15 protein-coding genes are annotated in these 20,063 nt (G+C 69.2%); 9 read left to right on the plus strand and 6 right to left on the minus strand.

Annotated features, from left to right (window positions below; all coding sequences use genetic code 11):
- The first annotated feature begins 132 nt into the window (after window positions 1-132).
- On the plus strand, window positions 133-2,373 hold the full coding sequence (locus tag AC1ECW_RS14540) for a PAS domain-containing protein (RefSeq protein WP_481202124.1): 2,241 nt from the start codon (window positions 133-135) through the stop codon (window positions 2,371-2,373).
- Here the strand turns inward: AC1ECW_RS14540 and AC1ECW_RS14545 are convergent.
- Window positions 2,354-2,923 carry a hemerythrin domain-containing protein gene (locus AC1ECW_RS14545; protein WP_409707049.1) on the minus strand — a complete coding sequence of 190 codons (570 nt, stop codon included), beginning with the start codon at window positions 2,921-2,923 and terminating at the stop codon, window positions 2,354-2,356. The genes AC1ECW_RS14540 and AC1ECW_RS14545 overlap by 20 nt on opposite strands.
- 258 nt (window positions 2,924-3,181) lie before the next feature.
- Here AC1ECW_RS14545 and AC1ECW_RS14550 point away from each other — a divergent pair, with 258 nt between their 5' ends.
- On the plus strand, window positions 3,182-3,952 hold the full coding sequence (locus AC1ECW_RS14550) for a Crp/Fnr family transcriptional regulator (protein ID WP_409707052.1): 771 nt from the start codon (window positions 3,182-3,184) through the stop codon (window positions 3,950-3,952).
- A gap of 6 nt (window positions 3,953-3,958) precedes the next feature.
- Here the strand turns inward: AC1ECW_RS14550 and xdhC are convergent, their stop codons facing one another.
- The 3 genes from xdhC to xdhA are packed head-to-tail and all read right to left on the minus strand — an operon-like array spanning window position 3,959 to window position 8,745.
- Window positions 3,959-4,771, minus strand: a complete 813-nt coding sequence (gene xdhC / locus AC1ECW_RS14555) for a xanthine dehydrogenase accessory protein XdhC (protein ID WP_409707055.1) — start codon at window positions 4,769-4,771, stop codon at window positions 3,959-3,961.
- Window positions 4,771-7,200, minus strand: coding sequence for a xanthine dehydrogenase molybdopterin binding subunit (gene xdhB, locus AC1ECW_RS14560; RefSeq protein WP_409707058.1), 2,430 nt, complete (start codon window positions 7,198-7,200; stop codon window positions 4,771-4,773). Before xdhB ends, xdhC begins: the two co-directional genes overlap by 1 nt.
- A gap of 9 nt (window positions 7,201-7,209) precedes the next feature.
- The gene (gene xdhA / locus AC1ECW_RS14565) at window positions 7,210-8,745 is read right to left on the minus strand and encodes a xanthine dehydrogenase small subunit (RefSeq protein ID WP_481202125.1); all 1,536 of its coding nucleotides are present in this window, start codon (window positions 8,743-8,745) and stop codon (window positions 7,210-7,212) included.
- A 128-nt stretch (window positions 8,746-8,873) separates the two neighbouring features.
- On the opposite strand from xdhA, the gene AC1ECW_RS14570 reads away from it, so the two are divergent.
- The 7 genes from AC1ECW_RS14570 (at window position 8,874) to AC1ECW_RS14600 (ending at window position 17,491) form a co-directional block, all read left to right on the plus strand.
- Window positions 8,874-9,827: a LysR family transcriptional regulator gene (locus AC1ECW_RS14570; protein WP_409709254.1), complete on the plus strand. Its 954-nt coding sequence runs from the start codon at window positions 8,874-8,876 to the stop codon at window positions 9,825-9,827.
- A gap of 34 nt (window positions 9,828-9,861) precedes the next feature.
- Window positions 9,862-11,178, plus strand: coding sequence for a guanine deaminase (guaD, locus tag AC1ECW_RS14575; protein ID WP_409709250.1), 1,317 nt, complete (start codon window positions 9,862-9,864; stop codon window positions 11,176-11,178).
- Between the two features lie 72 nt (window positions 11,179-11,250).
- On the plus strand, window positions 11,251-12,621 hold the full coding sequence (locus AC1ECW_RS14580) for an NCS2 family permease (protein WP_409709247.1): 1,371 nt from the start codon (window positions 11,251-11,253) through the stop codon (window positions 12,619-12,621).
- A 115-nt stretch (window positions 12,622-12,736) separates the two neighbouring features.
- A complete protein-coding gene (locus AC1ECW_RS14585; protein ID WP_481202126.1) occupies window positions 12,737-14,290 on the plus strand; it encodes an ABC transporter ATP-binding protein in 1,554 nt (517 codons plus the stop codon).
- Window positions 14,277-15,365 (plus strand): ABC transporter permease, encoded by a 1,089-nt coding sequence (locus tag AC1ECW_RS14590; protein WP_409710476.1) that lies wholly within the window; start codon window positions 14,277-14,279, stop codon window positions 15,363-15,365. The genes AC1ECW_RS14585 and AC1ECW_RS14590 overlap by 14 nt, the downstream gene beginning before the upstream one ends.
- Window positions 15,366-16,286 (plus strand): ABC transporter permease, encoded by a 921-nt coding sequence (locus tag AC1ECW_RS14595; protein WP_409710473.1) that lies wholly within the window; start codon window positions 15,366-15,368, stop codon window positions 16,284-16,286.
- 56 nt (window positions 16,287-16,342) lie between these two features.
- The gene (locus AC1ECW_RS14600) at window positions 16,343-17,491 is read left to right on the plus strand and encodes a BMP family ABC transporter substrate-binding protein (protein WP_481202127.1); all 1,149 of its coding nucleotides are present in this window, start codon (window positions 16,343-16,345) and stop codon (window positions 17,489-17,491) included.
- Between the two features lie 115 nt (window positions 17,492-17,606).
- Here AC1ECW_RS14600 and xylB read toward each other — a convergent pair whose 3' ends face one another.
- Window positions 17,607-19,094: a xylulokinase gene (gene xylB, locus AC1ECW_RS14605; RefSeq protein WP_409709813.1), complete on the minus strand. Its 1,488-nt coding sequence runs from the start codon at window positions 19,092-19,094 to the stop codon at window positions 17,607-17,609.
- A gap of 6 nt (window positions 19,095-19,100) precedes the next feature.
- Complete coding sequence (locus AC1ECW_RS14610) at window positions 19,101-20,033, minus strand: helix-turn-helix domain-containing protein (protein ID WP_409709810.1); 933 nt, start codon at window positions 20,031-20,033, stop codon at window positions 19,101-19,103.
- Window positions 20,034-20,063: the final 30 nt, after the last annotated feature.

Below are 20,063 nucleotides of genomic sequence, written 5' to 3' on the forward strand. Positions count from 1 at the left end.
AATTGTGAGTTCCCCCTCTTGGGGGACATGGGCCTGCCTGGCAACCGGCACAATGCTCCTTCTATGCCGAAAGAACGCATAGTCCTCGCCGAGCCTGCCCGCATGAACTGGGGGTCGTCCCTGACGCAGCTGATGCATACCCACCTGGGCATGAGCCAGCCCGAGGAGCTGGCCGCCTGGCTGCGCGCCCTCGTGTTGGCCGAGCCGGCGGGGCGGGCGCAGGCTGTCGTGAAGCTGCAGCGCTGGCTGGAGTCGGTGGCGTCCGCGCAGTCCGCGCTGGAGGCCGAGCTGGCCCAGGCGCGACAGCAGCATCGTGACGCTGAACGCATGCGCCTGGCCATGGAGAGCGTGCAGGACGCCTTCTGGGACTGGGACCTGACGACCGGCGAGGCCTATTTCAGCCCCCGCCTGCTGGAGATCCTGGGCTATGCGCCGGGGGAGTTCGAGATGACCCTGGAGCGCTGGCGCGAGCACATGCACCCCGAGGACCGTCTCGAGGCCCGTGAGCAGCTCCAGGCCCACCTGCGCAACGAGACGCCGCGCTACCAGGGCGAATTCCGCGTGCGCAGCCGAGACGGCCAGTGGCGCTGGGTGCGCTCGCGCGGCCGGGTGGTGGCGCGCGATGCAAAGGGGCAGGCGCTGCGCATGGTGGGCACGCACACCGACGTGACGCTGCAGCGCCAGGCCGAGGAGGAGGTGCTGCACCAGCTCCGTTTCATCGAAGAACTGGTCGAAATCATCCCGAACCCGGTCTACTTCAAGGATGCGCTGGGCCGCTACATCGGCTGCAACCGGGCCTGTGAGGACCTCTTCGGCGTGCGCCGCGAGGACTTCCTGGGCCGCACCGCGCGCGACGTCCTGGGCAGCGGCGGCGCCGACGAGGAGGTGCACGATCAGCGCCTGTTCGCCAGTGGTGGAGTGCAGACCTTCGAGACGCGCCTGGCCCTGCCCTCGGGCGAGATGCGCGAACTGATCCACAGCCGCACCCTGTTCACGGGAGCCCAGGGCCAGGTGGGCGGCATCCTCGGTGTGGTGACCGACATCACGCAGCACAAGCAGGTGGAGGCCGCCCTGCGTGAGGCCAAGACCGCTGCCGAGGCGGCCAGCCGGGCCAAGAGCGAGTTCCTCGCCAACATGAGCCACGAGATCCGCACGCCGATGAACGGCATCATGGGCCTGGTGGACCTCACGCTGGACACCCCGCTGAACGAGACACAGCGCCGCTACCTGACGCTGGTGAAGTCCTCGTCCACGTCGCTGCTGAACATCCTCAACGACATCCTCGACCTCTCGCGCATCGAGGCCGGGCGCCTCACCGTGGAGCAGCTCGGCTTCGACCTGCAGGCACTGCTGCACGAGGTGCTGGCGCCGCTGGAGCCGCGCGCGGCCGACAAGGGCCTGAGCCTGCGGTGCACGGTGGCGCCCGAACTGCCGTCGCAGCTTGTGAGCGACCCGCTGAGGCTGCGTCAGATCCTGGTCAACCTGGTGGGCAATGCCATCAAGTTCACGCGCCAGGGCCGGGTGGACGTGACGGCCTGGCCTGAAGGCCGTGGCGGCTCGGCGGTGCTGCACCTGTGCGTGGCCGACACCGGCGTGGGTATCGCGCCGGACAAGCTCGATCGCATCTTCGAGTCCTTCACCCAGGCCGACAGCTCCACCACCCGCGAGTTTGGCGGCACCGGGCTGGGGTTGACGATCTCGCGCCGGCTGGCGCAGGCGCTGGGCGGACAGCTGTGGGCCGAAAGCGAGCTCGGTGTGGGCAGCCGCTTCCACCTGACCTTGCCGCTGCTGCCCCTGGTCCCGTCGGCCCAGTCGGCGGGTGATGACGAACTCCTGCAGAGCTGGGGCACGGCCGCGTCCACCACGGTCAATGTTTCGCGCGACAAGGCGCGCTCGCGCTATGAGTCCACCGGCTACCTGGGTTTGGCCGGGCTGGAGACCGACGAGGGGTTGCCCGAGGATGCCCAGGGCCTGCACGTGCTGCTGGTGGACGACCACGCGGTCAACCGCTTCATCGCCAGCCAGATGATCCGGCGCTGCGGCCACCAGGTCGCGGCGGCGGTGACCGCCGAGGAGGCGCTGGCGCTGTGCGATGCGCAGGAGTTCGACCTGATCTTCCTGGACCTGCAGATCCCCGGGATGAGCGGCATCGAACTCACCCACCGCATCCGGGCCCTGCAGGCCCAGTACGGCTGGCGCTGCCCGATCGTGGCCCTCACGGCACGGGCCATGCCGATGGACCGGGCCCGTTGCATGGATGCGGGCATGGACGACTATCTCACCAAGCCGGTCGATCAGGAGCGCCTGCAGGGCGTGCTGCGCCTGGTGGCCAGCGCCCGTCAGCAACCGGCTTTCAGCGTGTCGCGGCGGTAGGGCCGGTGGAGACCACCCCCCGACGCGAGGCCATCTCCAGCCCCATCGCCGCCTGGTCCCGTGCGCTCAGCCGGCCGCGGGCCGCGGGGTAGATCACGGTCTCCTCCAGCGCGATGTGGCTGTCGTACAGCCCGATGAAGCGCTGCAGCAGTTCCAGTTCCTGGTGCGAGAAGTCGGCTTCCTGGCCCTGCGCGATGCGCTGCAGCGCCTCGCGCAGGCCCTGCCAGAGATGGTGCATCAGCCGGTGGTCCTGCTGGAGCCGGCGCACCGCGGCGTGCACCGCAGCATGGGCCGCGTCCCGGGGCAGGGCCAGCAGCGGCGGGAAGACATGGCGCTCCTCGTCTTCGTGGTGGTGCGGGGCGGCCACGTCGAAATAGCGCAGCACATCGGCCGCGGCCTGGCGGGCCGGCGCGTCGTTGCCCACCCGGTGCAGATGCTCGGCCAGGCGCTGCAACAGGGCCACGCTGCGTTGCACGCGTTCATGGCAGGCCTCGAGCATCTCGAAGGGCTGGTCGAAGCCGACGGCGGGAGACTGGAAACCGGGAAGCATGGCGGCGCTGCAGGGCCCGGTGCGATGGGCCCGGGGGTGTCGGCCATTGTGCGCGCAATGCCCTGAGCGGGGGAAGGTGCGGGCCGATGGGCCTTGCGGTGGATCAAGTTTCGTTCCTGGGGAGAACCCGCAGGCCGTGGGAGGCCGGGCCGGTGCAGATCGGCTTTCTTGAGCCAACGCAATACCCGCCGCGGGCCGAACTGAGACAGTCGGGGCTCGACGATCTCCGGGTGTGTGGAGCAGACGATGAACAGGCTCATGGACCGATACCGAGGCCATCCCGCCGGCGCGGCCCAGCGTGAGCGGGGCATTCCTTTCGACGCCAGGGTGGCGCTGCTACAGGCCGCGCTGGCGCCGGCGCGGGTCACCCGCGAGGCGGCACAGGCCCTGGCCGCTGTGGCACGCGAACACCTGCTGGAGGGGGGGCAGGTGGTCTTCGATCGCACCCAGAGGGGCTTGGCGCTGTGGTTGGTGGTCTCGGGCCAAGTGGCGCTGGGCACGCTGCGCGAGGGGCGGCTCGCCCAGCAGACCCGGCTGGTGGAGCCCGGTCAGTGGCTCGATGTGGCCAGCGCCTGGCTGGACGCTCGCTACCTCGAAGATGCGGTGACCCAGGGCGAGGCGCTGCTGTGGTCCTTCGATGGCGAGGCGGTGCGCGAGTGCTGCATGGACCACCCCAGCCTCGCCGACGGCCTGGTGCGCGCGCTGGCTCGCCGGGTGCGCTGCCTGACCGAAGGCACCCTGGGCCTGATGCTCAAGGATGCCGAGGCCCGCTGCGCAACCTGGCTGCTGGAGCATGCCGAGCTGCGTCCCGGCAGCGAGGGCGGCAAGACCGCCCTGGTGGCGCTGCGCGAACGCAAGCGGGCCATCGCCTCGCAACTGGCCGTGACCCCCGAGACCTTCTCGCGCGTGCTGCGCCAGTTGCGCGAGCGCCAGGTCATTGACGTGGCGGGCTATACCGTGAAAGTGCTGGACGTCGAGGCGCTGCGCCGCGTGGCCGGCTCGCCGCCGGGCGAACACGCGGCTGCGTGAGATGACTCAGCTGGCGGCCGGGGAGGTGGTGGCCTGCAGCAACTCGGCCGCCACCGCCACCGCGATCACCTCGGGCGCCTTGCCCTCGATGCCCGGCACGCCGATCGGGCAGCGCATGCGCGCGATCACCTCCGGCGCGATGCCCCGTTCGACCAGCCGGTGCTCGAAGCGCGCCCGCTTGGTTTTCGAACCGATCAAGCCGAAATAGCGGAAGTCGCCGCGGCGCAGGATGGCCTCGGTGATGCGCAGATCCAGGTCGTGCTGGTGCGTCATCACGAGGTAGCAGGCCCCGGGCGGGGCGCGGTCGACCTCGGCCTCCACGCCGTCCACGCAGATGCGCTCGACATGGGCCGCTTCGCTCCCCGGGGCTTCGGTGGGGAAGGCGTCGTCGCGCTCGTCGATCCACTGCACCTCACAGGGCAGGGTCGCCAGCAGGCGCACCAGGGCGCGCCCGACATGGCCGGCCCCATAGAGCTGCAGCACGAAGCGCGGTGCCTCGACGGCCCAGTCGGCCCAGGCGGCTTCGTCCAGCGGGGTAAAGCGCAGCACGACCACGCCGCCGCAGCACTGGCCCAGGCGCGGGCCCAGCGGGAAGCGCTGCGTGAAGGCCGTCCATCCCGGCTGGGCCAGGGCCTCGCGTGCCAGACGGATGGCCTCGAACTCCAGGTGGCCGCCCCCGATGGTGCCGGCCACCTCGGCGGCCGAGACCAGCATGCGCGTGCCGGCCTCGCGCGGGGCCGAGCCCTGGGTGTGGTCCACGCTCACCACCACGGCCGCAAGGCCACGGTCCAGCCAGGTGCGGGCGGTCTGGCGCACCATCAGGCGGCCCGCCGCACGGCCTCGACGGCCGCCAGGATGGCCTCGGGCGTGGCCGGTGCGCGCAGCGGCGGATCGACACGGTGGCCGCCCACGGCCGAGATGGCATCGCGGATCGCGAAGAACACCGAGAAGGGCAGCAGCAGCGGCGGCTCGCCCACCGCCTTGGAGCGATGGATGCTGTCCTCCCGGTTCTCGGCATCGAACAGCCGCACGTTGAACACCGGCGGCACGTCGTTGGCCGTGGGGATCTTGTAGGTGCTCGGTGCGTGCGTCATCAGCCGGCCGCTCACCGGATGCCACCACAGCTCCTCGGTGGTGAGCCAGCCCATGCCCTGGATGAAAGCGCCTTCCACTTGGCCGATGTCCACGGCCGGGTTGAGCGAGCGACCGGCGTCGTACAGCACGTCGGCGCGCAGCGTGCGCGCCTCGCCGGTGAGCGTGTCCACGATCACTTCGGACACGGCGGCTCCATAGGCGAAATAGTAGAAGGGGCGGCCTTTGAGGGTCTTCGGGTCCCAGTGGATCTTGGGCGTGGCGTAGAAGCCGTCGCTCCACAACTGCACGCGCGCCAGGTAGGCCTCCCATACCAGCTCGTGGAACGGCAGGCTGCGGCCGCCCACGCTCACGGTGTCGTTGGCAAAGCGCACCTCCTGCGGCGAGCCGCCATACCGGCTGGCGGCAAATGCGGCCAGCCGCTGCCGGATCTGGCGGGCGGCGTCCTGGGCCGCCTTGCCGTTGAGGTCGCTGCCGGTGGAGGCCGCGGTGGCCGAGGTGTTGGCCACCTTGTCGGTGTCCGTGGCGCTGCAGCGCACGCGCTCGAAGTTCACGCCCAGCTCATGGGCCACCACCTGGGCCACCTTGGTGTTCAGGCCCTGGCCCATCTCGGTGCCGCCGTGGTTCACCAGGATGGAGCCGTCGTTGTAGACGTGCACCAGCGCACCGGCCTGGTTGAAGTGCGGCACGTTGAAGGAGATGCCGAACTTCACCGGCGTGAGTGCGAGGCCCTTTTTCAGCACGGGGCTCGCGTCATTGAAGGCCCGCACGGCCTCGCGCCGGGCGCGGTAGTCCGAGCTGCGCTCCAGGGCGTCCACCAGCTCGTGGATCACGTTGTCCTCGACCGGCTGGCCGTAAGGGGTGGTCTGGCCTTCGCGGGCATAGAAATTGAGCTTGCGCACGTCCAGCGGGTCGCGGCCGAGGTCGCGCGCGATGGAGTCGAGGATCTGCTCGATCGCGATCGCGCCTTGCGGGCCACCGAAGCCGCGGAAGGCCGTGTTGCTCTGCGTGTTCGTCTTGGCCGAGTAGCCATGGATCGCCACCTCGGGCAGCCAGTAGGCATTGTCGAAGTGGCACAGCGCGCGGGTCATCACCGGCCCGGAGAGATCGGCCGAAAAGCCCGCGCGCGACACCATGTCGATCCGGGCTGCCAGCACGCGGCCCTCGTCGTCGTAGGCCACCTCGTAGTCGTAGTGGAAACAGTGGCGCCGGCCGGTGATGAGGAAATCGTCGTCCCGGTCCACGCGCAGCTTGACCGGGCGGCGCAGTGTGCGCGCTGCCACGGCCGCCACGCAGGCGAACAGCGCCGACTGCGACTCCTTGCCGCCAAAGCCGCCGCCCATGCGCCGGCATTCCACGCGCACATGATGGGCCTGCAGGCCCAGGGCTTGCGCCACCACATGCTGCATCTCGGTGGGGTGCTGGGTCGAGCACTGCACCAGCATGCCCTCGTCTTCGAGGGGGCGGGCGTAGGCGATCTGGCCTTCCAGGTAGAACTGCTCCTGGCCCCCCACGTCGAACACGCCCTTGAGCTTGCGCGGTGCCCGGGCCAGCACCTGCTCGAGCGCGCCCGGTGCGCTTTCGCGCCTCATGTGCATGGGCGGCAGCACGTAGCGGCCGGCCGCATGCGCGGCTTGCGGGGTGAGCACAGCCGGCAGGCTCTCGTAGGTCACCACCTCGGGCTGCCGGGCCAGGGCCGCGGCACGCCGGGCGGCTTCGACCGAGGTGGCTACCACCGCAAACACGGGCTGGCCCACGTACTGCACCAGACCGTCGGCCAGGATGGGGTCGTCGCCCTTCACGATGGGGGCGACATCGTTGGTGCCGGGGATGTCGCGCGCGGTGTAGACCGCCACGACACCCGGTTGCGCCCGCACGGGGTCGAGGTTCAGCGCGGTGATGCGCGCATGGGCCTCGCGTGACAGACCAAGCGCCGCATACAGCGTGCCGGCCACCTCGGGGATGTCGTCGGTGTAGGTGGCCTCGCCGGCCACGTGCAGGTGGGCCGATTCGTGGGGGCGGCTCACCCCCACGCGGGCCCCGGCGCGCAGGCGCCGCGCCTCGTCGTCGGCATCGATGCGCAGGGCCACGTTGTCCCGGTAGGCGGGGAAGGGCTCGCTGGGGTTCAGTTCGGTCAGGTCGGCACGCTTGTTCATGGCAAGTCCTCACACGTCGGCCGGGGCGGGCAGGGCGTGCGGCATGTCCTGCCACACCATCACGGGGGCCGCGCCGGGGCGGGTGTCGTGCCAGGCCCGCAGGATCAGGTTGCCCGCCACCCTCAGCCGGTACTCGGCCGTGGCCCGCATGTCGGTCAACGGCTGGTAGTCCTGCGAGAGCGCCTGCATTGCAGCCTGCACACGCTCGTGCGACCAGGGCCCGCCGCGTAGCGCGGCCTCGGCATGGGGGGCGCGGCGCACCGTGGCGGCCATGCCGCCGTAGGCCAGGCGCACGTCACGCACGGTGTCGCCGTCCAGCCACAGCGACAACCCCAGGCACACCGCCGAGATGTCGCTGTCGTAGCGCTTGCTGATCTTGTAGCCGCGCACCACCTGCCCGGCCTGGGGCAGGGGCACCTCCAGCGCCTGCACGAACTCGCCGGGCTCCAGCGCGTTCTTCATGTAGTCGAGGTAGAAGTCGGCGAGCATCAGGCGGCGCACCCGTGGGCCGCACCGCAGCACGATGCGCGCATCCAGCGCGATGAGCGCCGGGGCGCTGTCGCCGATGGGTGAGCCATTGGCCACGTTGCCCCCCATGGTGCCGGCATGCCGGATCGGCGGCGAGGCAAAGCGCAGCCACAGCTCGGCCAGGCTTGGATACTGCGCCACCAGGGCGCTCCAGGCGGCCTCGAGCGTCGCGCCCGCGCCGATGTGCAGCAGGCCGTCGCGCCGCTCAATGCGCTTGAGCTCGGCGACCTCGCCCACGTAGATGAGGTCACCGAGATCGCGCCTCTGCTTGGTGACCCACAGGCCCACGTCGGTGGAGCCGGCCAGCAGCCGGGCCTGCGGATGGGCCAGGCGCAGCTCGGCCAGTTCGGCCAGCGTGCGCGGGGCAAAGAAGCGGCCTGTGCCTTCGGGGGAGGCGAGCTGCGCGCCCTGGTCGCCGGCCAGGCTGCGCAGCGCTTGTTCGATGGGCGCGGTGTCGAAGCTCACGGCCGGCAGGTCGAACATGCGCTCGCCCGCGTCCAGGATGGGCCGGTAGCCGGTGCACCGGCACAGGTTGCCCGACAGGTCGTCGGCCAGTTGCTGACGGCTGGGCCGCCCGGCGGCACCGCCGCCGTGGCGTTCGTAGCTGTGCCACAGCGACATCACGAAGCCCGGGGTGCAAAAGCCGCACTGCGAGCCGTGGCATTCGACCAGGGCCTGCTGCACCGGGTGCAGGCGGCCGCCGGCCAGACGCTTGAGATCCTCCACCGTGAACAGGGCCTTGCCGTCCAGTGTCGGCAGGAACTGGATGCAGGCGTTGACGTTGCGCAGGTCCAGGGCACCCACGCGGCTGACGCCGGGCGCCGGTGGCAACGAGAGATCGGCCAGCTCGCCGATCACCACGGTGCAGGCGCCGCAGTCGCCTTCGGCGCAGCCTTCCTTGGTGCCGGTGCAGTGGAGGTCCTCACGCAGGTGCTGCAGCACCGTGCGGGTGGGCACGGCCTGCGGCAGCGTGTGCAGCCGGCCTTGGGCGTAAAAGCGGATCGGTCGCGTATGCATGGCGTCGAAGGTGATGGTGCGAGACCACTCCTGCACAGGCAGCAGCCCGGGAGCGGATACCGCAACGGTAACGCCAACGTCGTCCCTGTGTATACGAGAATGTGAATAAAGGTTATCGGGGAACGGATATGACACTGCGCGCTGATTTCGACAAGATCGAGCTCCATCTCGTCCGCGTCCTGCACACCGTGATCACCGAACGCAGCGTCTCCCGTGCCGCCTTGAAGCTGGGCCTGACCCAGCCGGCCGTCAGTGCCCATCTGCGTCGGCTGCGCGAGCTGACGGGCGATGCGCTGCTGGTGCGCTCGGGCAACGGCATGGCGCCCACGCCCAACGCGCTGGACCTGCTGGAGCCTGCGGCCACCGTGCTGCGCGAGGCCGAGCGCCTGTTCGGGGCGCGCCAGCGCAGCCGCAGCTTCGACCCGCAGACGGCCGCCTGGTCCTTCCGCGTGGCCGCCAGCGACTACCTCGACCCGCTCTTTCTGCCCCAGCTCGTGGCCCACATCAAGCACGAGGCGCCGCTCGTGCAGCTCGACCTCGTGCCGCTGACGGCCGAGTTCGATGTGCGCCGCGCCCTGGCCTCGGGCGAGGTCGACCTCGTGGTGGGCAACTGGCTGGAACCGCCCGAGGAGCTGCACCTGGGGCGCCTGCTCACCGACGAGGTGGTCTGCCTGGTCAATCAGGACCACCCGGCCGTGCGCAGCCCCCGCGGCTGGAGCGTCGAGCGCTACCTGGACTGCGAACACGTCGCGCCCACGCCGCTGCACACCGGGCGCGAAGCCCTGGGCGTGATCGACGCCTACCTCGATGCCCAGGGCCTGCACCGGCGCGTCACCGTGCGCAGCGCCCACTTTGGGCAGATCCCCCAGATGGTGGCGGCCAGCCTGCTGGTGCTGACCACCGGGCGGCAGTTCTGCCAGCGCTACGTCCACCACCTGCCGGTGCGCATCGTGCGCTGCCCGGTGGCTTTTCCGCCGATGAGCTACTACCAGCTCTGGCACGACCGCACCCACCCGTCCGCCGCCCATCGCTGGTTCCGTGAGCAGGTGCGCGATGTCGCCCGTGCCCTGGCGCCCCAATGACTCCAATGACCCCGATCCCCTCGATGCCTGCCCGATGACCGCCGTTCCACGCTCCAAGTTCGCCCTGCGCGGCGACCTGCTCGACTTCACCGCCGATCCGGGCTGGGGCGCCGAGCCGGGCGCGGCCGTGCGCTTCCGCCCCGACCACTGGCTGCTGGTGGAGGACGGCGTGATCCGCGGCGCGCAATCCAGCGATGCCGCGCTCGATGCGAGCTGGACGCGCATCGACCATCGCGGCCGCCTCGTGCTGCCGGGCTTCGTTGACACCCATGTGCACGCGCCCCAGCTCGACGTGATCGCCAGCTTCGGCACCGAGCTGCTGGACTGGCTGAACACCTACACCTTCCCGGCCGAGCAGCGCTATGCCGACCCGCACGAGGCCCGGGCCGGCGCTGAACGCTTCTGCGATGCCCTGCTGGCCCATGGCACCACCAGCGCGGTGGTCTTTCCCACGGTGCACAAAGTCAGCGCCGACGCGCTGCTGGCCGCCGCCCATGCCCGTGGCATGCGCATGGTGGCCGGCAAGGTGCTGATGGACCGCAACGCCCCGCCGGCGCTGCTGGACACCGTGGACAGCGCCGAGGCCGACAGCCGCGAGCTCATCGAACGCTGGCACGGCCGTGGCCGACTGGCCTATGCGATGACCGTGCGCTTCGCCCCCACCAGCACGGTGGCACAGCTCGAGATGGCTGGCCGCCTGATGCGCGAGGTGCCGGGGCTGTACATGCAGACCCATGTGGCCGAGAACCGCGCCGAGGTGGCGTGGGTGCGTGAGCTCTTTCCGCAGGCGCGCAGCTACCTCGACGTCTATCACCGCCACGGCCTGCTCGGCCCGCGCGCCGTGCTGGCCCACGGCATCTGGCTCGACGAGGCCGACCGCGCCGTGCTGGCGGCCACCGGCGCCCAGATCGCCCACAGCCCGAGTTCCAACCTGTTCCTCGGCAGCGGCCTGTTCGGCTGGCGTGCGCTGGAAGACGCCGGGGCGCGCGTGAGCGTGGCCAGCGACGTGGGCGGCGGCACCAGCCTGTCGATGATCCGCACGCTGGCCGAAGCCTACAAGGTGCAGGCCTTGCAGGGCGTGAAGCTCACCGCGTGGAAGGGCCTGTACACCGCCACCCGCGGCGCCGCGCTCGCCCTGGGGCTGGACCACGAGATCGGCAGCCTGGAGGCCGGCCGCATGGCCGACCTGTGCGTGTGGGACTGGGCCCGAGGCCCCGTGGGCGAGCGCCGTCTGGCCGTGGCCACGGGGCTGCACGAGAAGGTGTTTGCCTGGATGACCCTGGCCGACGAGCGTCACCTGGCCGAGGCCTTCGTGGCTGGCGTTGCACGCGTGCGGCGCGACACCGGCTGAGCGCCGTTCCCCGAATCCCGTTCCCTGACCATCACAAGCGGGCGGACCCGACCCGCAAGAAGGAGACAAGTCATGCAGGCCCAGACCGATCCCACGCCCGGCGTTGCCGACATCCACCCGCCGAGGCCCGTCGCCGCGCCCCGGCCGCTGCTGGAGCGCTGGTTCCAGTTGCGCGCGCACGGCACCGACGTGCGCACCGAGCTCACCGCGGGGCTGACGACCTTCCTGACGATGGCCTACATCATCTTCGTCAACCCCTCCATCCTGGGCGATGCCGGCATGCCCAAGGACGCCGTCTTCGTGGCCACCTGCCTGATCGCGGCACTGGGCACGCTGATCATGGGCCTGTATGCCAACTACCCGATCGCCCTGGCCCCGGGCATGGGCCTGAACGCCTACTTCGCCTACGTGGTGGTGCTGGGCATGGGCTACACCTGGCAGGTCGCGCTGGGGGCGGTCTTCATCTCCGGCTGCCTGTTCCTGCTCGTCACCCTGCTCAAGCTGCGCGAACTCATCATCCGGGGCATCCCGCACTCGCTGCGCGTGGCCATCACGGTGGGCATCGGCATGTTCCTGGCCATCATCGCCCTCAAGAGCGCCGGCATCGTCGCCGCGTCCAAGGCCACCTACGTGACGCTGGGCAATCTGCACCAGCCCTCGGTGGTGCTGGCCGTCCTGGGTTTCTTCACCATCGTGGTGCTCGACCGACTGAAGGTGCGCGGCGCCATCCTGATCGGCATCTTGCTGGCCACCGTGCTGTCCTTCGTGTTCGCGGGCAACAGCTTCGTCGGCGTGTTCTCCGCGCCGCCCTCGATCGCGCCGACCTTCCTGGCGCTGGACATCCGCGGGGCCCTGGCGGTGGGGGTGTTCAACGTGATCCTCGTGTTCTTTCTGGTCGAACTCTTCGATGCCACCGGCACGCTGATGGGCGTGGCCAAGCGCGCCGGCCTGCTCGGTGAGGGCAAGATGCACCGCATGAACCGGGCGCTGCTGGCCGACAGCGGCGCCATCTTTGCGGGATCGCTGCTGGGCACGTCCAGCACCACGGCTTACATCGAGAGCGCCTCGGGCGTGCAGGCCGGCGGGCGCACGGGCCTGACGGCCGTGACCGTGGCCGTGCTCTTCCTGGCTTGCCTGATGATCTCGCCGCTGGCGGGTTCGGTGCCGGCCTATGCCACGGCGCCCGCGCTGTTCTTTGTGGCCTGCCTGATGCTGCGCGAGCTCACCGAGCTCGACTGGGAGGACACCACCGAGGTCATCCCGGCGGCCGTCACCGCGCTGACCATGCCGCTGACCTACTCCATCGCCAACGGCATCGCCTTTGGCTTCATCAGCTATGCGGTGCTCAAGCTGTGCACCGGCCAGGCTCGCCAGGCCCATCCGATGGTGTGGATCATCGGCGGCATCTTCCTCTTCAAGTTCATCTTCATCGGGGGGCATTGAAACGCCTCGAGGCCTGTCGTTCAGGCTGGCCCGGCATTTGCATCTGGCCGCTGCCGCGCCCGCGCAGGCACAATCACGGGCCGTGAACCCACCGGCCCGTTCTTTGGAGAACCCCATGCCCCTGCGCCTCGAACTGCTGGGCATCAGCAAGCAGTACCCCGCCGTCAAGGCCAACGACCGGGTGAACCTCAAGGTCGCCCCCGGCGAGATCCATGCCGTGCTGGGCGAAAACGGGGCCGGCAAATCCACGCTGATGAAGATCATCTACGGCGCGGTGCAGCCCGACGAGGGCGAGATGCGCTGGAACGGGCAGCCGGTGCGGGTGCGCAATCCGCACGAGGCGCGCGAACTGGGCATCAGCATGGTGTTCCAGCATTTCTCGCTGTTCGACACCCTCACTGCGGCCGAGAATGTGTGGCTCGGCCTGGGCCGGGGGTTGAGTCTGGCCCAGGTGAGCGAGCGCATCCGCGAGGTCTCCGGGCAGTACGGTCTGGACGTCGACCCCGGGCGCCCGGTGCACACGCTCAGCGTGGGCGAGCGCCAGCGCGTCGAGATCGTGCGCGCGCTGCTCACCAACCCGCAGCTGCTCATCCTGGACGAGCCCACCTCGGTGCTCACGCCTCAGGCCGTGGACAAGCTCTTCGTCACGCTTCGCAAGCTGGCCGACACCGGCTGCTCCATCCTCTACATCAGCCACAAACTCGACGAGATCCGTGCGCTGTGCCACCACTGCACGGTGCTGCGCGGCGGCCGGGTCACCGGCGAGGTCGATCCGACGAAGGAAACCAACGCCAGCCTGTCGCGCCTGATGATCGGCTCCGATCCGCCCGAACTCGTGCACCGTGAGGCCCAGGCTGGGCCGGTGGCGCTGGCTGTGCGGGGCCTGAGCCTGCCCAAGCTCCACCCCTTCGGCACCGCGCTGCACGACATCGCTTTCGAGCTGCGCGCCGGCGAGATCCTCGGGGTGGCCGGGGTCTCGGGCAATGGCCAGCAGGAGCTGCTGGCCGCCCTGTCGGGCGAGGACACGCGCGCCCCGGCGGGCAGCATCCGCCTGTTCGGCCAGGACATCGCCCACCACGACGCCCGCCGTCGCCGCGAGCAAGGCCTGCACTTCGTGCCCGAGGAGCGCTTGGGGCGCGGGGCCGTGCCCACCATGTCGCTGGCGCTCAACACCCTGCTCACGCGCACCGAGGCCGTGCACCGCACCACCGGCTGGATCGACATGCGCGGTGTGCGTGAGATGACCGAGGCGATCATCCGCCGCTTCCAGGTCAAGGCCGGCGGGCCGGCTGCGGCGGCCAAGAGCCTGTCGGGTGGCAACCTGCAGAAGTTCATCGTCGGACGCGAGATCAGCGCCAGCCCCAAGGTGCTGATCGTGGCCCAGCCCACCTGGGGGGTGGACGTCGGCGCGGCCGCGCAGATCCGTGGCGAGCTGCTGGCGTTGCGCGACGCCGGCTGTGCTTTGCTGGTGGTGAGCGAGGAGCTCGACGAGCTGTTCGAGATCAGCGACCGGCTGGTCGTGATCGCGCAGGGACGGCTCTCGCCCCCGGTCCCGACGCGCGAAGCCACCGTCGAGCGCATCGGCGAATGGATGAGCGGGCTGTGGCCGCGCGAGACCCCCCAGGCTCCCGCATCGTCTCCCAACGGAGTGGCCCATGCTCAAGCTTGAAGCCCGTGCGACGCCTTCGCGGGCGATGTCCCTGGCCTCGCCGCTGCTGGCGCTGGCCCTGACCGTGCTGATCGGCATCGGGTTGTTCATCGTCCTCGGCAAGGATCCGGTGCGCGGCCTGCAGATGTTCTTCGTCGAGCCGCTCAAGAGCGGCTACCAGCTCAGCGAGCTGGCGATGAAGGCCGTGCCGCTGGTGCTGATCGCCCTGGGGCTGGCCGTGTGCTTCCGCTCCAATGTCTGGAACATCGGCGCTGAAGGCCAGTTCATCCTGGGGGCCATCTTCGCCGGCGGCGTGGCGATGCAGGCCGGGCCCGACACCGCCCGCGGGTTCTTCGTCGTCGTGCTGCTGGCCGGCGTCGTGGGCGGCATGGTGTGGGCGGCCCTCACCGCCGGCCTGCGCGACGGCTTCAACGCCAATGAGATCCTCGTGAGCCTGATGCTGGTCTACGTGGCCGACATGCTGCTGAGCTATCTCGTCTACGGCCCTTGGAAAGACCCGGCGGGTTTCAACTTCCCGCAGACCGTCACCTTTGCCGAGGCGACCAAGGTGCCGCGCCTGTTCACCGGCCTGCGGGTCCACATCGGTCTGGTCATCGCGCTCGTGATGGTCGCCGTGTTCGCCGTCTTCCTCTTCCGCACCTATGCGGGGCTGAAGCTGCAGGTGGGGGGGCTGGCGCCCATGGCCGCGCGCTATGCGGGCTTCTCCTCGCGCCAAGCCTTGTGGACAGCCCTGCTCATCTCCGGCGGCATGGCCGGCCTGGCCGGCGCGCTCGAGGCGGCCGGCCCGCTGGGCCAGCTCACGCCGCACGTGCCGTCCGGGTATGGCTTTGCCGCGATCATCGTGGCCTTCGTCGGACGTTTGAACCCCGTGGGCATCGTGTTCTCGGCCATCCTGATGAGCATGTTTTACATCGGCGGCGAACTCGCCCAGTCGCGCATGGGCCTGCCCAAGTCCATCACCGGTGTCTTCCAGGGCCTGCTGTTGTTTGCGCTGCTGGCCTGCGACACGCTGATCCACCACCGCATCCGCTGGCAGCGCGGTGCGAGGCTCACCACGGTCCAGCGGGAGGCCTGAATGGAACCCATTGCCCTGCTGATTGCAGCCACGATGAATGCCGGCACCGTGTTGGCCATTGCTTCGCTGGGCCTGCTCATCAACGAGCGGGCCGGCATCGTCAACCTCGGCGCCGAGGGGATGATGCTGGTCGCGGCCATCGCCGGCTTTGCCACCGGTGTGCACACCGGGAACGACTGGCTCGCCTTTGCCGCGGGCGCGGGCGCCGGCGCGGCCATGGCGCTGGTGTTCGGGGTGCTGGTCATCTGGCTCAACACCAACCAGTACGCCTCGGGTCTGGCGCTCAGCCTTTTCGGTGTGGGCTTCTCCGCCTTCGTCGGCATCGGCTACACCCAGGAACGCCTGAGCGACCGGCCCCGCTTCGAGATCCCGGGCCTGGCCGATCTGCCGTTCTTCGGCTCGGCCTTCTTCAAGCACCACCCCATGGTCTACTTCGCCATCGCGCTGACACTGGTGCTGGCTTGGTTCCTCTACCGCTCGCGTGCCGGCCTCGTGCTGCGCGCCGTGGGCGAGTCGCCCGAGTCGGCCCATGCCCTGGGTTATCCGGTGCGGCGCATCCGCCTGCTGGCCGTGCTGGCCGGCGGCGCGCTGTGCGGCTTGGCCGGGGCTTACATCTCGGTCATCTACACCCCGCTGTGGGTGGAGGGCATGATCGCCGGCAAGGGCTGGATCGCGCTGGCCCTCACCACCTTTGCCACCTGGCGCCCGGCACGCGTGTTGCTTGGGGCTTACCTGTTCGGGGGCGTGACCATGCTCCAGTTCCACCTGCAGGGCCAGGGCGTGCAGATTGCGAGCCAGTTGCTCACGATGCTGCCGTACCTGGCCACCATCGTGGTGCTGGTGCTGATCTCGCGCAACCCGAGCTTCATCCGCGTCAACATGCCGGCCTCGCTGGGCAAGCCCTTCTACCCCGGCAGCTGATGGCGACATAATTGCCCATTCCCCTTCCTCCACCCATTCATCGGAGACTCTTCGACATGACCGACTTCACCAAACGCACCCTGGTCCGTCTGGCCGGCCTGGGGGCCCTGGCGGCTGCGGCCGCTCTCGTGGGCTGCGGCAAGAAGGAAGAGGCGCCCGCGCCGGCGCCTGCCGCGCAGGCCCCGGCCGCCAAGCCCGAGCCGCTGAAGATCGCCTTCGCCTACGTGGGGCCGGTGGGGGATGCCGGCTGGACCTTCGCGCACGACAACGGCCGCAAGGCCATCGAGGCCGAGTTCGGCGACCGCGTGCAGACCTCCTTCGTCGAGAGCGTGCCCGAAGGCGCCGATGCCGAGCGCGTGATCCGCGACATGGTCAACCAGGGCAACAAGCTCATCTTCGGCACCACCTTCGGCTACATGGACTACATGCTGAAGATCGCGGGGGACCACAAGGACGTGAAGTTCGAGCATGCCACCGGCTACAAGACGGCCGAGAACATGCGCACCTACGACTCGCGCACCTATGAAGGCGCCTACATGGCTGGCGTGATCGCCGGCGCGATGACGAAGTCGAACACCCTGGGCGTGGTCGGCTCGGTGCCCATCCCCGAGGTGATCCGCAACATCAACTCCTTCACCCTGGGCGCCCAGAGCGTCAACCCCAAGGTCACGACCAAGGTGGTGTGGGTCAACAAGTGGTTCGACCCGCCCAAGGAAGGCGAGGCCGCGCAGTCCCTGCTCAACCAGGGCGCCGACGTGCTGTTCCAGAACACTGACTCGTCGGCCGTGCTGCAGGCGGCCGAAAAGGCCGGCAAGCTGGCCTTCGGCTGGGACTCCGACATGAGCCACTTCGGCCCCAATGCCCATCTCGCCTCGGCCATCATCAACTGGGCGCCGTACTACATCAAGGCCACGCGCGACGTGCTGGAGGGCACCTGGAAGACCGAGACCACCTGGTGGGGCGTCAAGGAAGGCGCGATCGATCTGGTGTCGATCTCGGACAAAGTGCCCGCCGACATCCGCACCAAGGTCGAAACCGTCAAGGCCGGCTTGAAGGATGGCAGCTTCCAGATCTGGAAAGGCCCGATCGTTGGGCAAGACGGCAAGGAAGTCCTGAAAGCCGGCGAGGTGGCCGACGACAAGTTCCTGCACGGCATCAACTTCTACGTCAAGGGCGTGGAAGGCAAAGTGCCCACCGGCAACTGAGTGCCCGCCTGATTCCCTTGCAAGGCCGCCGCAGGCAAGCGCCCGGCGGCCTTTGTCATGGTGGGGCGGCCGCGTGGATCGGCCGGCCGCCAGCAGCGCGGCAGCGCAGCGCCATTCAGCCATGCATCAAAGCGCTGCCGCGTGCTTCATCGGCGTGAAGCCGTGGGTACAGGGCAGAAAAACGCGCATGCCGCTCGCGCAGCCACATCGTGCGCGAGGACTGGGGCTCGAAGCCTCGGGCCACCGCGGGTGTGATGCACACCTCGTCTTGACTGGCGCCACAGGCCAGCCAGGCCAAACGCGCCGCTCCGATGGCACCGCCGGTGTCTGCATCGTGGTGGCGCGTCAGGGGCAGCGCCAGGATGTCGGCGAGCAATTGGGCCCAGCCGTCGCTTCGCGAGCCGCCACCGACCAGCGACAGGCTTTGCAGCGCGGGGCGCGTGCGAGGGATGGTGTTCAGTCCGTCCAGCAGGCCAAAGCCCACACCTTCGGCCACCGCATAGGCCAGGTGGTCCCGTTCGTGCTGTGCGCGCAAGCCCACCCAGGCGCCGGTGGCCAGCGGGTCGTTGTGCGGGGAGCGCTCGCCGCTGAGGTAAGGCAAGAACAAGGGGGCTTGCTGCTGTTCTCGCTCCGACAAGGCGCTTGCGGCTTCCAGCAAAGCCGCCTCGTGTGGATATCCCAACTGCCGGGTGGCCCAGGTCACGGCGCTGGCGGCGCTGAGCATCACGCTCATCACGTGCCAGCGCTTGGGCAAGGCGTGACAAAAGGCATGCAAGGCTTGTGTGGGATTGGGGTGGAACGACGCCCCATTGACGAACACCACTCCCGATGTGCCCAAAGAGACAAAGCCTTCCGCGGGCCGGATCAGCCCCATGCCTACCGCACTGGCCGCGTTATCGCCGGCGCCACCGGCCACCGGAACGCGGGGCGGCAAGCCCCAGCGTGCGCACCACTGCGGCTTGACGAAGGCCGACACCTCGCTGCCTTCGACCAGACGGGGCATGTGTGCCCGGCTCAAGCCGCAGGCTGCGAGCAGGGCATCGGACCAATCGCGCCGTCCCACATCCAGCCACAGCGTGCCGGATGCATCGGACATGTCGCTGACCGCCTCACCGGTGAGCTTCAGCCGCAGCCAGTCTTTGGGCAGCAGCACGCGCTCCACCTGGGCAAACACCTCGGGTTCGTGCTCGCGCACCCACAGCAGCTTGGGCGCAGTGAAACCGGGCATGGCCAGATTGCCTGTGATGGCGCTCAGCTGCGGCACCTCGCGCGTGAGCCGATGGCACTGCGGCAGGCTGCGGCCGTCATTCCACAGAATGGCGGGCCGCAGCACCCGATCGTGGCGATCGATCAGGGTGGCGCCATGCATCTGCCCGGACAGCCCGATGCCCTGCACCTGAGCCAGGGCGGCGGGGTGCTGGTGATGCAACGCGTCCATCACCCGTTCCAAGGCCAACCACCATTGAGCCGGGTCCTGCTCGCTCCACATGGCGTGAGGGCGTTGCACCGTCAAGGCCGCGCGGGCCGTGGCAATGACTCGATGCTGCGGCGACAGCAGCAGCGCTTTCAGTTCGGACGTGCCGAGATCCAGACCGAGATACATGGGGGGTCAGGCCGCGCCATGAAAGCGCGTGAGACTGAGTTTGCGGTATTCGGAGGGGGTCATCCCCTTGATCTCCCGGAAGCGTCGATTGAAGTTGGCCACGTTGTTGAATCCCACCTCGTAACAGATGTGGACGATCGGATGCTCGGTGTCCATCAACAGCTGACAGGCACGACTGATACGCACCCGGTTGACGAAATCGGTGAACGTGTTGCCGGTGGCCTTGCGGAAAAAGCGGCAGAAACGGCTTTCGCTCATGCCCAGTTCGGCAGCCAAGGCGCGCGCCGAGTGATCCTCGGCCAAGCGATCGGTGATGCGGCTGACCACGGCATGGATCTGGTCGATGGAGCGGTCGTCGTCCGTGCTTTGCAGTTGCACGCTCGACAAGAGCCGGTAATCGGTGCAAGCGGCCAAGTCGGCCAGGTAATCGCAAAACGCGCTCCATCGACGCAGGCCTTTGGCGGCCTTGACGCGATGCCAGTGCTGCTCGGCCCGCTGCGACAAGCCGAAGAACTCGATGCCGTGCTTGGCGCGCTCCAACAGGGGAAGAATGTCGCGCAGCTCGGGGATGGTCTGGGCCGCCTGCACCAGCGGTTCGTGAGGGAACTGAATCACCAAGTCGCGCTGCGGCACACCGCCTTCGGGCATGTCGCTGCTGACCCAGTTGTGGGGCAGGCGGGGCCCTGTGAGCACGAGGTGTCCGGGCTGAAAAGGACCGATCCAGTCCCCGACGAAGGCCTTGCCGCTGGTGCAGGTGATCAAGTGCAGTTCGTACTCGTCGTGGTAATGCCAGCGCGCCAGGGGCGTGGGAAAACCATGCTCCAGACAACGCACGAAGCCCACCTCATCGGACGGCTCGTAACCCAGCGCCGGAGAGCGCGTGAAGTCACGCTCGAGCTCCGGTTTGATCTGGCGCGGCGGCGGCATCTTGATCGTCATGGTCGGTACTCCTTGCAGAGGGCGGGCACC

Source organism: Caldimonas hydrothermalis, assembly GCF_056746695.1.

Bases quoted from the DNA above. Each gene is read 5' to 3' on its own strand.
- AC1ECW_RS14540 (WP_481202124.1), top strand. From the start codon at position 133: ATGCATACCCACCTGGGCATGAGCCAGCCCGAGGAGCTGGCCGCCTGG.
- AC1ECW_RS14545 (WP_409707049.1), bottom strand. From the start codon at position 2,923: ATGCTTCCCGGTTTCCAGTCTCCCGCCGTCGGCTTCGACCAGCCCTTC.
- AC1ECW_RS14550 (WP_409707052.1), top strand. From the start codon at position 3,182: ATGGACCGATACCGAGGCCATCCCGCCGGCGCGGCCCAGCGTGAGCGG.
- xdhC (WP_409707055.1), bottom strand. From the start codon at position 4,771: ATGGTGCGCCAGACCGCCCGCACCTGGCTGGACCGTGGCCTTGCGGCC.
- xdhB (WP_409707058.1), bottom strand. From the start codon at position 7,200: ATGAACAAGCGTGCCGACCTGACCGAACTGAACCCCAGCGAGCCCTTC.
- xdhA (WP_481202125.1), bottom strand. From the start codon at position 8,745: ATGCATACGCGACCGATCCGCTTTTACGCCCAAGGCCGGCTGCACACG.
- AC1ECW_RS14570 (WP_409709254.1), top strand. From the start codon at position 8,874: ATGACACTGCGCGCTGATTTCGACAAGATCGAGCTCCATCTCGTCCGC.
- guaD (WP_409709250.1), top strand. From the start codon at position 9,862: ATGACCGCCGTTCCACGCTCCAAGTTCGCCCTGCGCGGCGACCTGCTC.
- AC1ECW_RS14580 (WP_409709247.1), top strand. From the start codon at position 11,251: ATGCAGGCCCAGACCGATCCCACGCCCGGCGTTGCCGACATCCACCCG.
- AC1ECW_RS14585 (WP_481202126.1), top strand. From the start codon at position 12,737: ATGCCCCTGCGCCTCGAACTGCTGGGCATCAGCAAGCAGTACCCCGCC.
- AC1ECW_RS14590 (WP_409710476.1), top strand. From the start codon at position 14,277: ATGCTCAAGCTTGAAGCCCGTGCGACGCCTTCGCGGGCGATGTCCCTG.
- AC1ECW_RS14595 (WP_409710473.1), top strand. From the start codon at position 15,366: ATGGAACCCATTGCCCTGCTGATTGCAGCCACGATGAATGCCGGCACC.
- AC1ECW_RS14600 (WP_481202127.1), top strand. From the start codon at position 16,343: ATGACCGACTTCACCAAACGCACCCTGGTCCGTCTGGCCGGCCTGGGG.
- xylB (WP_409709813.1), bottom strand. From the start codon at position 19,094: ATGTATCTCGGTCTGGATCTCGGCACGTCCGAACTGAAAGCGCTGCTG.
- AC1ECW_RS14610 (WP_409709810.1), bottom strand. From the start codon at position 20,033: ATGACGATCAAGATGCCGCCGCCGCGCCAGATCAAACCGGAGCTCGAG.